This is a genomic window from Vibrio sp. J383 (assembly GCF_023503985.1).
Classification (GTDB): domain Bacteria; phylum Pseudomonadota; class Gammaproteobacteria; order Enterobacterales; family Vibrionaceae; genus Vibrio; species Vibrio splendidus.
Map to the genome: position 1 here is coordinate 1,715,644 of NZ_CP097293.1, position 17,288 is coordinate 1,732,931.

Here is a 17,288-nt window from a genome sequence, read left to right on the forward strand (position 1 = left end):
GGTTAGTCGTCGTGGAATTCTTTTGCTTCGTGTTCTACTAATTCAGACTCAGTAGCCTCAAGCTCCGTCATTTCAGATTTCGTTGATTCAAGCTCTGTTGATTCAAGTATTTCGATAACTTCCGAGCTAGAAAGTTCATGACCCATTAGAAATATTGCCAATAGAGCATCTGCTTTTGTCTTGGTATCGGAAGACTCGTCTAACAACAGTTCGAGCTTTTCTCGAATCATAGCAATCTCGTGCTCAACAAAGCCACGGCCTTCTTCATCCCCTTGATTGTCTTCAGGGGCATTATCGAATTCAAGAAATAGCATGTCGCCGTCTAGGTTGGTATCCACCAAACGCTCGGGCAGCCACGCATCACCCATAACAATATCTGGATCGGAATCTTTGGGTAACTGATCTATAATGTTTTGTAATTCGGAGACTTTCACAATACTTTCATTTAACCGAGAATATTCTACATTGTAACGGTCAATGCCGATCAAACCTAAAAATAGTTAGCCGTCATGGTTAATAAATGTCTATTCAGTAACACATTATTTATTACAAAGAGTAATTACATAAGAATGAAGCTCAAATATTTACCGACTCTCACTTCAACTGGAGTGGTTTTACTAAGTAGCGCTTTCCTAAGTGGCATTTTCGTAAGTGCTAATGCGTGGGCTGCTGAAGAGCAAGAGTGGGGCATCGCCGCAATGTTCCGTACTGCGAGCATCCCTTATGACACGTCTGGTGGTGACCAATCGGTTAACTCATTCGTGCCGATGCTGTTTTTCAAGAACGACTATGTGTTCATTGATGGTACCGAGATGGGGGCTTACCTCTATCAAACAGATGACGAGAAATGGTCTTTTAATGCTATCTCTCGCATGCGTTTTATTGATATCCCAGCTTCTGAACAGAACGCAATTGAAGGCGATACTGCGGACTTCGGTGCTCAACTGACCTACCAACTTGATGGTCCTTGGTCTGTCGAGACGGAATTGATGAGCGACAGTGAATTCAACCTCCACGGTAACTTACGTGCTAAAGCCAAGTATGAAACCGGAGATTGGGAGTTTTACCCAAGTGCGACACTTCGTTACAAAAGTGCTGACTTCAATAGCGAGTATTACTCAGCGTCTAATGAAACCATTGGTGCAGGTGTAGATCTGAATGTCGGTGTTGAAGCGCGTTATCATGTGGTTTCAAACTTGTACTTATTGGGTTCAACCGGTGTGACTCGATTAGACGATAATGCCTACGATTCGTCGATAGTCGAAGACCGTTATCAAGGTGAATTGTACCTTGGCTTTGGTTTCTTTAACGACAAAGAGAAAGCACCGAAACCTAAGCTGAGCAATGCGCCGTATTTACGTGTCGCCCACGGCTGGGCAACGCCATCCAATATTGGTGACATCATGAAGTTCAACGCGGAGAAAGATGAATACAACAACCAACTTACTTCGTTCTTCTATGGCCACCCGTTAACCGATGAGATCTTCGGCTTCCCATTGGATATCTACCTAACGCCAGGTATCGCACACCACTGGAGTTCAGAGGTTCAGTCAAGCAGCACTGAATACATCATCGCAATCAAAGCGTATTACACCTTTGATTGGCCAACCCAGTGGCGTGTTGGTGTGGCCGAGGGTATGTCTTACATCGATTCGATTACCTATATCGAAGGCTCTGAGATGGACCGTAAAGGTTACACAGCAAGTCATCTGTTGAATTACTTAGACTTCTCATTCGATGTGAACGTCGGCGACTTGATTGGTAAGAATGACTTGAACAACTTGTGGTTCGGCTACTCGTTACATCATCGTTCTGCGATCTTTGAAAACGCCTCTCAGTTTGGTCGTATCAAAGGCGGCAGTAACTACAACACGGTTTACTTCCAATATGAGTTCTAAGCGTAGTTTTTAGCTGTTCTTTTTAATCGTGGTTTTTGACTGTCATTTTCGTAGAGACAGTTTTAAACGTTAGCTTTAAGCCAGAGTTTACTAAGTACGACTTACATTTGACCTAGCTTCTATAGCATTCGCTAGTGTTAGCGTGATTAATCAGCCTGATAGCGAAAGGTTTTCCCTTTGTTGTCAGGCTTTTTTGTTTGAGACTTGTGATATAATCGCGCGAGTTTAATAAGTACAAGAATAGGACACGCTTTGACTTCGTCTCCGGAAAAAGCAGACAACAACAAGAATGCAGTACAGCCTAGTTCTCCAAAGAACGAAGCGAAATCGAACAAACCTGCATCGAACCGACCTGCTAATCAATCAAAAGCTAAACAACCAAAAGCTACACCTGCTGATCATTCAGCAGCCAATACAAAAGCATCTCAAAATAGCCCAGCTTCTCTTCGTAAAGCGCTCAACGAATGTATGATGCGCGATCGCTTCCGTCTGAGTAAGCGAATTGCTGGTGCGAGTAGAATTAAAAACGAACAATCCAAGAACGTTGTCTTCGATGAGATTGCGTTAGATATTGCCAAGTCTATGATGACGGCAAATCAGCGTGCCTCGCACAAACCAACCATCGAATACCCAGAGATTCTCCCTGTTAGCCAAAAGCGCGATGACATTGCGAAAGCCATTGCTGAAAACCAAGTGGTTATCGTGGCCGGCGAAACGGGCTCGGGTAAAACCACTCAGTTGCCAAAGATTTGTTCTGAGCTTGGCCGTGGCCGCATGGGCTTAATTGGTCACACTCAGCCTCGTCGTCTTGCGGCACGTTCAGTTGCCAACCGCATTGCGGAAGAGATGGAAACACAGCTGGGTGATTTTGTCGGTTATAAGGTTCGTTTTAACGACCAAATATCTGATAAAACACAAATCAAATTGATGACCGACGGTATCTTACTGGCGGAAATTCAGCACGACCGTTTCTTAAGCCAGTACGACACCATCATTATCGATGAAGCCCACGAACGTAGCCTGAACATTGACTTCATCATGGGTTACCTAAGAGAGCTTCTGCCAAAGCGTCCTGATCTTAAAGTTATCATTACATCAGCGACCATCGATCCTGAGCGCTTCTCGAAGCACTTTAACAATGCGCCGATTATTGAAGTATCAGGTCGTACTTACCCAGTTGATACGCGTTACCGCCCACTAGGTGGTGATGAAAGTGATTCAGATCGTGACCAAATCGAAGGTATCTTTGAAGCCGTTGATGAGCTGTGTGATGAAGGCCAAGGCGATATCTTGATCTTCATGAACGGTGAACGTGAAATTCGTGACACTGCCGATTCTTTAAGTAAACGTAATTTACGTGATACCGAAATCGTACCGCTGTACGCGCGTCTTTCTGCAGGCGAACAGAACCGAATCTTCCAGTCTCATACTGGTCGACGCATCGTTCTGGCGACCAACGTGGCTGAAACCTCGTTAACCGTTCCTGGCATCAAGTATGTAATCGACCCGGGTACGGCGCGTATTAGCCGTTACAGCTACCGTACTAAAGTACAACGCCTACCGATTGAGCCTGTGTCTCAAGCGAGTGCGAACCAGCGTAAAGGTCGTTGTGGTCGTGTTGCGGAAGGTATCTGTATTCGTCTGTACTCTGAGGAAGATTTCGAATCACGCCCAGAGTTTACTGATCCTGAGATTCTTCGTACTAACCTAGCATCCGTTATCCTTCAGATGACAGCGCTGGGCCTAGGCGACATTCAAGCATTCCCATTTGTTGAAGCACCAGATAAGCGTAATATTCAAGATGGTGTAAGGCTACTTGAAGAGCTCGGTGCAATCGCAACAACAGAACCGTCTGCGAACAAAAACAAGAATCATGGCGACGACAAGAAGAAGCTAACGCCGATTGGCCGCAAGCTGGCTAAGTTGCCGATTGATCCGCGTTTAGCGCGTATGGTGATTGAAGCGCCAAGCAACCGCTGTCTGCACGAAGTGATGGTGATTGCTTCTGCATTGTCGATTCAAGATCCGCGTGAGCGTCCATCAGACAAGCAACAATCTTCTGACGAGAAGCACAAACGCTTCTTTGATAAAGAGTCAGATTTCATCACGTTTGTGAACCTTTGGGATTACGTTAAGCAGCAACAAAAAGAGCTGTCGAGTAATCAATTTCGCAAACAGTGTAAGCAAGATTACCTAAACTATTTACGCATTCGTGAATGGCAAGATGTGTACTTCCAAATTCACCAAGCGATGCGTGAACTGGATACCAAGCTGAATAGTGAACCGGGCAGTTACGATGGCATTCACATGTCTCTGCTATCGGGTCTGCTTTCTCATATCGGTATGAAAGACCAAGAGAAGAATGAATATCAAGGTGCACGTAATGCGCGCTTCCATATATTCCCTGCGTCTGGCTTATTTAAGAAACAGCCTAAGTGGATCATGTCTGCTGAGCTGGTGGAAACCTCAAAACTTTGGGGGCGCGTTATCGCGAAGATTCAGCCTGAATGGATTGAACCCCTAGCGAAACACCTGATTAAACGCAGCTACAGCGAGCCACATTGGTCTAAGAAACAAGCGGCAGTAATGGCTCACGAAAAAGTGATGCTTTACGGAATCCCAATCATTCCAAAACGTTTGGTTAATTACGGTGCCATTGATGCCACCGTCAGCCGTGAATTGTTCGTGCGCAGCGCTTTGGTCGAAGGTGAGTGGGAAACCAAACACGCCTTCTTCAAGCAGAACCGCAAGCTACTGCAAGAAGTAGAAGAGTTAGAGCATAAGTCTCGTCGTCGTGACATCTTGATCGACGATGATGAACTGTTCGACTTTTATGACCAACGTGTTGGCGAAGAGGCTGTTTCAGGCCGTCACTTCGATACATGGTGGAAGCAAACCAGCCAGAAAACACCAGAGCTGCTTAACTTCGAAAAGTCGATGCTGTTCCGCGGTGATGCAAGCCACGTTACTGATTTGGATTACCCTAACTTCTGGCACCAAAATGGTATCAAGCTGAAGCTGAGCTACCAATTTGAGCCGGGCGACGACAACGATGGTGTAACGGTACACATTCCGCTGCCTATCTTGAACCAAATCGACCAGAACGGTTTTGATTGGCAGATCCCAGGCCTGCGTCAGGAACTGGTGATTAGCCTGATTAAGTCACTACCAAAAACGCTACGCCGTAACTTTGTACCTGCGCCAAACTACGCGGATGCGTTCTTGGCTCGTGTGACACCACTTGAAGCACCGTTGTTGGATTCTCTTGAAAAAGAGCTGCGCCGCATGACAGGTGTAGAAGTGGTACGTGATGACTGGAAGTTAGACCAGATCCCTGAGCACTTAAAGGTAACATTCCGCGCCGTAGATCATCGCAAGCGTAAGCTGAAAGAACAGAAAGACTTGCATGAGCTAAAAGAAAGTCTGAAAGACAAGGTTCAAGAAACGCTTTCTAAGGTTGCTGACGACGATATTGAACAGCAGAACCTGCATACGTGGAGCTTTGGTGAGCTACCAAAAGTTTACCAACAGAAACGCGGCGGCTATGATGTTAAAGCCTTCCCTGCGCTGGTGGATTCTAAAGACAGCGTAGAGATCAAATTGTTCGAAACCGAGCAAGAGCAGATCTCGGCAATGAAATCGGGTCAGCGTCGTTTAATCCTGTTGAACGTGCCATCGCCGATCAAATACTTGCACTCCAACTTACCGAACAAGTCTAAGCTTGGCTTGTATTTCAACCCATACGGACAGGTGCTCGATCTTATCGATGACTGTATCGCTTGTGGTATTGATAAGCTGATTGAAGAGAAGGGCGGTTTGGTTTGGGAACCAGAGCAGTTTGAAGCACTGAAAGAACACGTACGTGCAGAGCTGGGCGACAGCGTTGTTGAGATTGCTCAACAGGTTGAAACCATCCTAACCACGGCATTCAGCATCAGTAAAAAGCTCAAAGGACGTGTCGATCTTTCAATGGCATTCGCACTTTCTGACATAAAAGCTCAGGTAGAAGGTTTGATTTTTAAGGGGTTTGCCACAGAATGTGGGTGGAAACGCCTGCCGGATATTCTACGCTATATGAGAGCGATTGAACGCCGCATGGAAAAACTGCCGATTGACCCGAACAAAGATCGCTTGCATATGATCAAAGTTGAGTCAGTAATGAATGATTACAAAGAGCTGCTGAATAAAATCCCAAAAGGGATCGCGGTTCCAGAAAATGTAAAAGAGGTGCGTTGGATGGTAGAAGAGCTTCGTGTAAGCTTCTTCGCACAGCAGCTCGGTACGCCTTACCCAGTATCAGATAAGCGTGTTAAAAACGCGATTGATGCTTGCTAAGGAATAAAGCTAGACGCAATAGCAAGGTTTAGGTATAAATCTTGCTTATTGCATTACTAATTGAATAGTTATTACATACAGGGCGACTTGGTGGCAATTTATTACCACTCAAGGCCTGCCACTAGGACGAAAAAGGTCGAATATGAAAAAAACGTTATTGGCACTAGCACTGCTAGGTGCATCTTCAACAGCAATGGCTGATTCTTGGTTGTACGGCGGCGTAATGGGTGGTCAAAACTCATTAGGTAATGAAGAAGAAACAGCGATGGGTATCCACGTGGGTACAGGCATCCTGCCACTAATCGGTATTGAAGCGGGTTACTGGGATCTTGGTTCTTTCGACAGCGTTAAGTACGGCAACCGTGACCTTACAAACCTAGATGCAAGCACTGCTTACCTAGCGATCAAGCCAAGCATCGACTTCGGTCCTCTTCACGTATACGCGAAGGCTGGTGTTCACTCTTACGATCTTAAATCTGACGGCTTCAAGCAATCAGGTGAGGATATCATGTACGGTGTAGGCGCTGAATACTTCATCTTTGGCCCACTATCTGTAGGCGCTAGCTACCAAAACTTCAAAATGAAAGATGACGACTCTGGCGTATTTACGCTAAACGCAACTATCCACCTACTGTAATTGTTTATAGTGAGTGGCGAGCATTTAGTGAGTCACTTACTTACAGTTAATGATGGATGTTCGTTAAAGAGTTCGTAAGAATTCATAAAAAATGCCAGCTTGATAGCTGGCATTTTTGTATCTGTAGAATAGTAATGTCGCTGACTTAAGCGGTATAAGTTAAGCGAGCAGTGCTATTTCTTACTGTTTAGAATCTTCTGAATTCTTGGGTTAATTGCTTTGCCGTGTTGGCTTTCATACTCTTCGCGTTTCAAGTCGTTCAAGTTCTTCACTGAGTTAGCGGCAAGAAGGAACTGCGGCAATTCTGTTTCCAGCATGCCTTTCTCATCTAAACGCTTTGCTTCCAAGTAGTATTTCTTAAACAGGCCATCGAGCTTGTTTTCAGCCGTGCGCTTCAAGTCGTACAGTTTGTTCTGGATAAGCCATTTTTCAATGTTGTTAACAGCTGCGCGCGACAACACACGAATACGGCTATCAAGCAGCTCTTCTTCGGTCAAAGAATCTTTAAGGATCCAAAGCTCACCCATTTGCGGTGGCCAACTGTTGCCAAGTTGAATACGCTCATGGCAGTGCATTAGCACGCGGTTAAGGCCGTCTGAGTCAACAGAGTGGGCAAACTCAAGAAACTTACCGCTCGGTTCACTACCGTATTGGTATTCCCACTGAGTTTCGTACACGCTCAAGAAAGAACCGAACACATGGATACACCAATCCGTTAGCTCAAGCTCTGCTGGATCTTGATCAACAACAGGCACTTGTTGAGATGCACCAGAGCCCGCAGCGTTTGGTGTCGCTACGTTCACTTCTGTACTTTGTGCTTCAATCACTTCAGGTGCGTTAGGCTGTACGGTAGCGTCAGGAACAATAGGTTGAGCTGGCTCAGAAGGTTGGCTTTTTGCCTTTTTGAATGAGCTGCTGCCTGAAGCGTTCAGATGGGCTAAGCTTTTGTCTATACCCATTTCCTTGAGCTTGTCCTGCATTTCCTGAATATTGAGAGGTCTTCTGCTGTTGTTGTCTTTCATTTTGCTTCTCGTTAACTAGCCAGTACTGCAGCTTGGATTCAATCCGAGATAATGGCATTAATTCATTGGCTTTGGCTTTATACCAGAGGACAAATTTCTTCCATACTAAACTATGGTCACCGGTCAAACCGGAGAATTTAAACGCACGTTCCGCCCATGATGGTATCTCTTCTTCGTTGAGATCATGAGTAGAGACGGTGTTGCTGTTCATTGAGCCTCGACCTTGTGGGCGAGGGGCCTGCTGCATGTGTTGCATTGGTGCCGGAGCTGGCTGAAACTTGGGTGCAGGTGCAGGTGCAGGTGCAGGTGCAGGTGCAGTAGAGTAGACCGGAATACTATTGGTCGGTTGAACCTCAACGTGCGCCGTAGCTTGCTCTTGCTCAATGAGCATTTTGAAAACGTGAATCTCTTTCTTATCTCGATAGTCTACTTTCACCTTATCGAGGAAACCTTGGTCGACTAAACACTTAAGGCAGTCGGCTAAACCAAACGTAGAGAGAGCACAAAGCTGACCTGCCGTTTGCAGGCACACATTGGTGTAACCGAATTCATCAGCACCATCTGCAAGCATCAATAAAACCAGCTTTTCTGCTGGGCTAGAAGTATTCACTTGCCAAGCTAAATAAGAATATTTGGCGCTCAATATCGTGTTCTCAAAAAAGGTAAGTCGTTGTCACTATTGTAAGTCACCCCTTACCGAATTTATAGCAACTTAACAGAAAACGACATTAGTAAGCCAAATATTGACCATAAGGAGAGGTCTGCCCCAAAAAGTAAGCCTACACTCATTCATTCTAGGTCAGAAGGTCGCTAAAGATGGGGTTTACGTCCGTCTTTTTCGGGGCTGATTCTGTACCAAGGCTTAAAATAACGTGGTCTATTAACGTTAAGAATGAGCTTCTAAACTTTCGTGTTGTCTTCATGAAAGCGCCTATCTTCTCTCTCTAGTGACTGTTGATGATTTCTCTATCTACTTATTGACATATTTATCCATCCATTCATAATTTGTATTTAATTTATAAAACACCTTGATATGATCAATATTTGCGCTATTATGACGATAAGTCAGAAATGACGAAGCGTCACAAAATGGTTAACTACATGAATTTACTATTCGTGTTAATATATTGGACAGGAGCGTTTTAAATGCTGATTAAGCTTAGGTAATAGCTAAGCTCAAATACGGACTGAAAAATTATGTTTGGCTTTGGTTGTAAAGGCGATAAACAAAGTATCTTTGGTTGCAAGGCGGTGCTGTCTAAGAAGCAGCAATCCATAGCCGACCGAGAAGTAGAATTGATGTTGTTAGCAAAAGATCTGGTTCGAGAACAAGGGTTCGGAAATCTGACGATGGATAGGCTAACGGCGGCAAGTTCTTATTCTAAAGGTACGATATACAATCACTTTTGCAGCAAAGAAGACGTGGTTTTAGCGTTATGTATTCATTCTCTAAAGTCTGAGGCACTGTTGTTTGCTCGTTCTGGAGAGTTTGAAGGCAACTCACGCGAAAAGATTGTCGCATTGCACGTTGCGTACCGAGTTTATGCTCGTATGGAACCGGTATTATCAACTTGCGCGATTATGGCGAAAAGCCCATGGGTACTAGAGAAAGCCTCCAGTGCACGCGTGGCCGAGATGAATCAATTAGAAGAGATCGTTATCGAACAAGCGGATCTGCTCGTCAATCAAGCAGTAGAAGCCGGTGACCTAAAGTTCTCTTCTGGCGTGGGTTCAGATGCCATCGTATTCGCCAACTGGTCAATCGCATTTGGTTCAAATGCCTTGTCTCAGAATGCTTCAAACAGTCATTGTATCAAGCGGTTACAAGACCCGTATTCAGTATTACATAACGCGAACATGATTTTAGACGGCCTCAACTGGCAGCCCCTTTCGAGTGATTGGGATTACCGAAAAACCTGGCGCCGTGTAGAACAAGAACTGTTCAGTGAAGAAGTCGCTTACTTAGAGTCAGTAGGTCGATAAGCTTCAACTAAGCCCACCTATGTGGGTTTATTAATAACCATTAGTGACGAATCGTCATAAACTTAAGTTTAGCCTAGTGTGGTTTTGGTTTTCTTGAGTATATGACTAAGAATTGTGTTTTTGTCAGCTTCGGCTGGCTTTTTAAGACACAACTATGACGAATCGTCACAAATGGAGACTGTGATGGAACATGACAGCCAGAAGCCCGCTCTCGATCACCAAAATCGAGATAACCGTAATGTCGATAGCGTAAACGGGGATCTAAATAACAGTTGGCACTCAATACCGACCAAGCGTTCGTTTATCGTTCTGCTGGTGGTTTTTTCAATCATCATGCTCTCTGCATTAGGGGCAAAGAACCTCTACTTTAGAGGGGACTACAACATCTTCTTCGAAGGCACCAACAAACAGTTGATGGCGTTCGATGAAATCCAAACCACCTTTGCGAAAACCGACAACCTCGCGATTGTCGTCGCACCAGAAGGCGGCAATGTCTTCACCCCAGAAACCCTCACCTTAATTCAAAACCTCACGGTCGATGCGTGGCAGATCCCATACTCAAGCCGTGTCGATTCGCTTGCCAATTATCAGCATACCGAAGCCGTTGAAGATGACCTCTTAGTGGAAGACTTGCTGTACGAAGAATACGAGCACACACCAGAGCGGATCGCCAAAGTAAAACAGATCGCGCTCAACGAACCACTGCTTAAGAATGCATTGGTATCGGCTTCTGGTGACGTGACCATTGTGAACGTGACGGTGCAATTGCCCGAAGTGGACAAAACGGCGGAAGTGCAAGAAGTCATTGCGGCCATCAACGCTATGATTGACCGCTACGAAGCACAATATCCCAACGTCGAATTCCATAAAGCGGGCATCATTGCCATGAACAACGCCTTTATGACCTCGGCTCAAGAAGACAGCTCAACACTGGTGCCATTAATGCTGCTAGTTGTGTTGGTGTTCCTAACCTTTATGCTGCGCTCATTCTTTAGCGTGGTGGCTACCTTAGTTGTGATTATCTCTTCGATTGTCGCGACCATGGGTTTGTCTGGTTGGGCAGGGATGTTCCTAAGTACTGCAACGGTCAACGTTCCTACATTGGTATTAACCCTTGCCGTTGCCGATTGTGTTCACGTAATCGTGACCATGAGACAAGCTATGCAGCGCGGGATGGAGAAAGCACAAGCCATTCAATACAGCATCAAGTTGAACGCGATGCCAATTTTGATTACTTCTGTGACCACCGCGATTGGCTTCTTGATGATGAACATGTCGGATTCTCCCGTATTGCGAGACTTCGGTAACTTGTCGGCATTGGGTGTGATCATCGCGTGTTTCCTTTCTGTGACCATGCTTCCTGCGCTGTTAAAACTCTTGCCAGTGAAAACTCTGCCAACAAATGAAGCCGCTGAAAGCAAAGTAACCTTTATGGATAAACTGGGCGATTTTGTGGTGGCTAACCGCAAAGCACTGCTGCCGATTTCTACGTTAGTGATTGTTGGCGCAGCCGCGCTAATTCCACTCAACAAAGTGAATGATGAATCGGTGAAGTATTTCGATACCTCAAGCGAATTCAGACAAGCTGCGGACTTCATGGAAGAGACAGTAAGCGGCATGACGACCATCAGTATTGCGGTGAAAACCAATGAATCTCAAGCGATTGCTGATCCTGTGTTCTTACAAGCGATTGGTGACTTTACCGATTGGCTACGCGTACAACCAGAAACCGACCATGTCGCCACGCTTTCCGATGTTTACATGCGTTTGAATAAGAACATGCACGGTGATGACGACAGCTATTATCAATTGCCGCTTAACCGAGAACTTGCCGCGCAATACCTGCTGCTTTACGAGATGTCTCTGCCGTACGGTTTGGACTTGAACAACCAAATCAATGTCGATAAGTCATCGATCAAAATGGTGCTCACGGTCGACAACCTAGGCAGTGTGGAATTGGTGGAACTCGAAGAGCGTATTTACTCATGGTTTGCAGCCAATGCGCCTCAGTATGAAGTGGTGGCATCGAGTCCGTCACTGATGTTTGCCCATATCGGCGAAACCAACATGGCGAGCATGCTATCGACTCTGCCTATCACCTTAGTGCTTATCTCTGGCTTGATGATCTTCGCATTGCGCTCGGTTCGCTTGGGCATTATCAGCCTAGTGCCAAACATTGCCCCGGCGATTATCGGCTTTGGTTTGTGGGCGCTTATTTCGGGTGAAATCAACCTAGGTTTATCGGTCGTAGTCACGCTTACATTGGGTATTGTGGTCGATGATGCGGTGCATTTCTTGAGTAAATACCAACGCGCCAGAATGGAAGGGAAATCAGCGGAAGAAGCCGTTCGTTACGCCTTCCACACTGTTGGCCGTGCGTTGTGGATCACCACGGTCGTGCTTGTGGCTGGTTTCTCTGTGCTGGCGATGTCGAGCTTCCGACTCAATTCCGATATGGGCTTACTCAGCGCGATTGTGATTTTCATTGCGCTGGTGGTCGACTTCATCTTGTTACCGAGCCTACTGATGATCTTCGACAAACAGACTCACTATTCAGATAAACCTCAGTACGAATCAAAGCTATCTAAAGCCGAGTTAACTACAGCAGAGCAATCTAACCCAGCTGGCGAACTGTCTACTTCGACTAAATAAGGAATCGTCAGCCTGCTGTCGTGGGCTGACTCAAGGAGAAATTTATGAAAATCGTTAAACAAACTCTCGTTACGACACTATTTACTATGGGCGCGTTTGTCGCTTTCCCTACTATAGCTGACCCGGCGAAAGGCTTAGAAATTGCCGAACAACGTAAAGCCGTTGATATGGGGTGGGGCGATTCTGTTGCGATCATGGAAATGCTACTTCGCAACAAACAAGGCGAAAGCAGCACACGCCTAATGCGATTGAAGTCGTTAGAAGTGGATGACGATGGCGATAAAGGGCTGACCATTTTTGATGAGCCTCGCGACGTAAAAGGCACGGCTTTCCTCAACCATTCACACATCACCAAATCCGATGACCAATGGTTGTATTTGCCTGCATTGAAGCGTGTAAAACGTATCTCTTCACGTAACAAATCGGGCCCATTTATGGGCAGTGAATTTGCTTACGAAGATTTGAGCTCATTCGAGTTAGGAAAGTACACCTTCAACTACATTGAAGACGCCAAAATTGAAGGCGTGGATACCTTTGTTTTAGAGCAAGTACCGACCGATAAAAACTCTGGTTACACCATGCAAAAAGTATGGCTAGACCAACAATACTACCGCCCAGTTCAGGTTGAGTTTTACGACCGCAAAGGCGCACTGCTGAAAACCCTATCGTTTCAAGACTACAAACAATACCTAAACCAATACTGGCGCGCACACACCATGTCGATGCAAAACCATCAAACAGGCAAAAGTACGGTATTAACCACGACAGATTTAGCGTTCCAGACCGGTCTTAAAGACAAGGATTTTCAAAAAAACACACTTAAACGTGCAAAGTAAGGCAAGAATATGAAAAGGATTGTGTTAACAGGAACGCAGTTATCTTTAACCTTGGCGGCGACAGTCGGGCTTATGCAGGTGTCGTTGCCATGTGTGGCGGCTGGTTTTAGCTCTGAGTTCGTAGAACAAGTCACCCCAGAGCTAGCAGGGCAGGTTAACCTTGAACACAGGCAGTTCTTTAGCGACGGCTTACAAGGGCAAGATAAAGGACAAAGCTCACTGGTGTTGCAGCCGGAGTTTTACTGGGAGCAACAAGAGGGCAACGGCAGCTTTACCTTCACCCCGTTTTATCGCCTAGACAGCGAAGACGATGAGCGAACCCATGGCGACGTTCGTGAAGCTCTGTATCTCAATTATTGGGACGATTACGAACTGCGAGCCGGTGTCGGCAAGGTGTTCTGGGGTGTGACCGAATCGGCGCATTTGGTCGATGTGGTAAACCAAACCGATGCCATTGAATCGGTCGATGGTGAATCAAAGCTAGGTCAGCCTATGGTTCACTTCACCTCGATAAAAGACTGGGGAACCATTGATGCCATGTTACTGCCGTATTTTCGTGAACGCACCTTTGCAGGGGAAGACGGACGATTAAGGCCAACGGTACCTGTATCGGACGATGCGCTTTACGAATCTTCGCGAGAAGAAAAGCATTTAGACGTAGCACTGCGTTATAGCCAAATGTACGGTGATTGGGATGTCGGTTTAAGCTACTTAGGCGGCACCAATCGCGACCCTTATTATCGTGTAGAAGGCAATGAACTCAAGCCGTATTACGCGCAAATGCAGCACTTCGGATTGGATGTGCAAGGCATTATCGGTGATTGGTTATGGAAGCTGGAAAGCATTTATCGCGACAGCTACGACAACCACATTGGCGTCGCGACAGGCTTTGAATACACATGGGTTGGGGCGCTTGAATCGTATTGGGACATTGGCTTCATTGCTGAATACCTGTATGACAGCCGAGGTAACAACGCCCAAACCATCGGTCAAAACGATGTGTTCCTTGGTGCGCGTTTCGCCTTGAACGATGAAGACGGAACTGAGGTATTAACGGGCATTACTCAAGACTTAGACAACAGCGATGTCTACAGTGCAAAGATCGAAGCTTCAAGCCGTATCAACAACAACCTCAAGTGGCGATTGAACGCTTGGTTGTTTGAGAACGAAACCCCAGAGGACTTGTTGTTCTTTGCGCGTAAGGACGACTTTGTTGAGATGGCGTTGGAATACTATTTTTAGTCTTTACAAAAAGTTAGTATTTCCAACAAGTTAGCGTTTCAAAAAAATTGGCATTTCCAAAAAAGTTAATATTAGCTTCATGAGGCGTTCTTGTTAGAGGGGATGTCTCAAATTTAAGATGACTCATATTTAGAATGTTCAAAGTCGTCTTTTTATAAAATGGATCAAACAATCGAATAGACCCACAGGTAGAATGGTTATATTTTTCGAACATCTATAACCTCCGAATATGCATGCAAATTATGTTGGCGGTATCGGCCCTAAGGGATTTATGAATTCATTTAATTGGGATAAAAACTTTGAAACAGGCATTGGTGTCGTAGACGAACAGCATCAATACCTCGTTGGTTTTATCAACCACTACGGAAACCTGTTGTCAGAGAATACTATCTCTACAGACGACATGAGCGTCGCTTTACTCGATCTCACACGCTATGCCGAATTTCACTTTAAAGAAGAAGAATCTTTGATGAGAGATTGCGGAGTCTATGACTTACACATTGAAGAACACATCAAAGTACATCGCGTGTTTATGCAAGATATCTACAGCATGCAAGCTTTCATCTTGGAAGAAGATCAGGCGTCAGCACGCCAGCTACTGGACTTCCTCATCCATTGGCTTGCTTATCACATCCTTGGCATCGACCAAAACATGGCGCGACAAGTGGCCGCGATAGAAGAGGGCGCAACACCTCAACAAGCCTTTGAAGCAGAAGAAAAGCAGCAAGACTCGTCAACCATTCCGTTATTAGCCGCGCTTAAAGGCTTATTCGAGCAGGTCTCTGAACGCAATAAACAGTTGTTACGCTTCAACCAGTTACTCGAAGACAAAGTTGAGGAACGTACGGCAGAGTTAAAACAAGCGAATAAGAAACTTGAAGAACTCTCGTTAACAGACTCACTCACTAATTTGCCTAACCGCCGCTGTGCTTTTAAACAGTTAGCCGTGCATTGGCAAGACTCCAAAGAACTTGGCGTGCCTTTGGTGTGCATTATGATTGATGCCGACCACTTCAAGCGCATTAATGACACCAGTGGCCATGATGCAGGTGATTTGGTGCTAAAAACTCTTTCGCGCGAACTGAAAAATACATTCCGCAACGATGATATTGTGTGCCGATTAGGGGGCGATGAATTCTTGGTGATTTGCCCTGATACCGATCTTAAAGGGGGTATGCACATCGCAGAAACGACTCGCCAGAAAGTGTCTGAATTAGAGGTCGAGACCGGCAACCAAGCTTGGATTGGCAGCATTAGTGTCGGTGTGGCTGAAATGACCCAAGAATTCGAAACCATGAATGAATTGATTAAAGCGGCTGATGAGTCCGTTTATTTAGCGAAAAACGCGGGGAAGAACAGCGTTTGTTCGATTCAGATTTAGATCTCGATTTACTTAAGATTTAGAACCATAGCTCTCGTCAGTTTTAGCGCTTAGTTCACTTTAAATCTAAAACCTAGCTCGCTTTATTTTTTGAGCGTGATTCGCCTCCAAATTAAGGAGTGGTACCTGTAATTGTTCCACTTCTTCCTACTCCTCATTAATATCCTGTTAAATTTGCCGTGTTTTTAGTCAATAACTTGCTCTTTTAGCGATTCAATTTGGCATTGGTAGCGTGTTTGATTACTATGTGTAGCTATCTAAAAAAACTAATCATCCGATACGGACACTACCAACTGGTAGATGAGGAAATGATGCAACATCTAGAAGAGATCATTGCTAATGCAGCGACAGCGATTGAAAGCGCTGACTCGTTAGTCGCACTTGATGAAGTGCGAGTTCAGTATTTAGGTAAGAAGGGTGAACTCACTCTTCAACTACAAAGCCTAGGTAAACTTCCACCTGAAGAGCGTCGCACTGCTGGTCAAGAGATCAACAAAGCGAAAGGTGCTGTTCAACAAGCGATCGCCGCTCGCAAAGACGCACTGCAACGTGCAGAGCTTGAAGCGAAACTCGCTGAAGAAACGGTTGATGTGAGCCTACCCGGTCGTCGCATTGAGAACGGTGGTCTTCACCCAGTGACTCGCACCGTTGAGCGTATCGAACAGTTCTTTGGTGAGCTTGGCTTTAGCACTGAGTCTGGCCCTGAGATTGAAGATGCATTCCACAACTTTGATGCACTAAACATCGCAGACGATCACCCAGCTCGTACTGATCACGATACTTTCTTCTTCAACCCTGATCTAATGCTACGTACGCACACTTCTGGTGTTCAAATCCGTACGATGGAAAACGGCAAACCGCCTTTCCGCTTCATTGCTCCGGGTCGTGTTTACCGTAACGACTACGATCAAACTCACACGCCAATGTTCCACCAAGTGGAAGGTATGTTAGTTGATGAGAACGTAAACTTTGCACAACTTAAAGGCATTCTTAACGATTTCCTTTGTAACTTCTTTGAAGAAGAAGTTGAAGTGCGTTTCCGTCCTTCATTCTTCCCGTTCACAGAGCCTTCAGCTGAAGTTGACGTGAAACGTAAAGATGGCAAATGGTTAGAAGTTCTAGGCTGTGGCATGGTTCACCCTAACGTACTTCGCTCTGTTGGCATCGATCCTGAGAAATACTCTGGTTTTGCATTTGGTATGGGTGTAGAGCGTCTAACGATGCTTCGTTACGGTGTTAACGATCTACGTTCATTCTTTGAGAATGACCTACGTTTCCTAAAACAGTTCAAGTAATTCAAGG

The 17,288-nt window shown here is 45.5% G+C and carries 12 protein-coding genes; 9 read left to right on the forward strand and 3 right to left on the reverse strand.

Annotated features, from left to right (window positions below):
* Positions 1-2 precede the first annotated feature (2 nt).
* Positions 3-488, reverse strand: a complete 486-nt coding sequence (locus M4S28_RS07720) for a VC1380 family protein (RefSeq protein ID WP_249632629.1) — start codon at positions 486-488, stop codon at positions 3-5.
* A gap of 81 nt (positions 489-569) precedes the next feature.
* On the opposite strand from M4S28_RS07720, the gene M4S28_RS07725 reads away from it, so the two are divergent.
* The 3 genes from M4S28_RS07725 (at position 570) to M4S28_RS07735 (ending at position 6,870) form a co-directional block, all read left to right on the forward strand.
* Complete coding sequence (locus M4S28_RS07725) at positions 570-1,898, forward strand: MipA/OmpV family protein (RefSeq protein WP_249632630.1); 1,329 nt, start codon at positions 570-572, stop codon at positions 1,896-1,898.
* Positions 1,899-2,150: 252 nt separating this feature from the next.
* A complete protein-coding gene (gene hrpA / locus M4S28_RS07730; protein WP_249632631.1) occupies positions 2,151-6,233 on the forward strand; it encodes an ATP-dependent RNA helicase HrpA in 4,083 nt (1,360 codons plus the stop codon).
* A gap of 142 nt (positions 6,234-6,375) precedes the next feature.
* Positions 6,376-6,870, forward strand: a complete 495-nt coding sequence (locus M4S28_RS07735) for an outer membrane beta-barrel protein (protein ID WP_017077897.1) — start codon at positions 6,376-6,378, stop codon at positions 6,868-6,870.
* Between the two features lie 173 nt (positions 6,871-7,043).
* Here M4S28_RS07735 and M4S28_RS07740 read toward each other — a convergent pair whose 3' ends face one another.
* Both M4S28_RS07740 and M4S28_RS07745 read right to left on the reverse strand, forming a co-directional pair.
* Positions 7,044-7,829 carry a hypothetical protein gene (locus M4S28_RS07740; RefSeq protein ID WP_065608384.1) on the reverse strand — a complete coding sequence of 262 codons (786 nt, stop codon included), beginning with the start codon at positions 7,827-7,829 and terminating at the stop codon, positions 7,044-7,046.
* Positions 7,750-8,535: a hypothetical protein gene (locus tag M4S28_RS07745; RefSeq protein WP_017091255.1), complete on the reverse strand. Its 786-nt coding sequence runs from the start codon at positions 8,533-8,535 to the stop codon at positions 7,750-7,752. The genes M4S28_RS07740 and M4S28_RS07745 overlap by 80 nt, the downstream gene beginning before the upstream one ends.
* 554 nt (positions 8,536-9,089) lie before the next feature.
* Between M4S28_RS07745 and M4S28_RS07750 the strand changes: the two genes are divergently transcribed.
* From M4S28_RS07750 to pheS, 6 genes are all read left to right on the forward strand, one after another.
* Positions 9,090-9,875 carry a TetR/AcrR family transcriptional regulator gene (locus M4S28_RS07750; protein WP_017074568.1) on the forward strand — a complete coding sequence of 262 codons (786 nt, stop codon included), beginning with the start codon at positions 9,090-9,092 and terminating at the stop codon, positions 9,873-9,875.
* A gap of 120 nt (positions 9,876-9,995) precedes the next feature.
* A complete protein-coding gene (locus M4S28_RS07755; RefSeq protein ID WP_249632632.1) occupies positions 9,996-12,527 on the forward strand; it encodes an efflux RND transporter permease subunit in 2,532 nt (843 codons plus the stop codon).
* Between the two features lie 44 nt (positions 12,528-12,571).
* The gene (locus tag M4S28_RS07760; RefSeq protein ID WP_249632633.1) at positions 12,572-13,363 is read left to right on the forward strand and encodes an outer membrane lipoprotein-sorting protein; all 792 of its coding nucleotides are present in this window, start codon (positions 12,572-12,574) and stop codon (positions 13,361-13,363) included.
* A gap of 9 nt (positions 13,364-13,372) precedes the next feature.
* On the forward strand, positions 13,373-14,605 hold the full coding sequence (locus M4S28_RS07765) for a hypothetical protein (RefSeq protein ID WP_249632634.1): 1,233 nt from the start codon (positions 13,373-13,375) through the stop codon (positions 14,603-14,605).
* Positions 14,606-14,876: 271 nt separating this feature from the next.
* Positions 14,877-15,986 (forward strand): GGDEF domain-containing protein, encoded by a 1,110-nt coding sequence (locus tag M4S28_RS07770; RefSeq protein WP_249632635.1) that lies wholly within the window; start codon positions 14,877-14,879, stop codon positions 15,984-15,986.
* A 311-nt stretch (positions 15,987-16,297) separates the two neighbouring features.
* Positions 16,298-17,281, forward strand: a complete 984-nt coding sequence (gene pheS / locus M4S28_RS07775) for a phenylalanine--tRNA ligase subunit alpha (protein WP_249632714.1) — start codon at positions 16,298-16,300, stop codon at positions 17,279-17,281.
* The last annotated feature ends 7 nt before the right edge of the window (positions 17,282-17,288 follow it).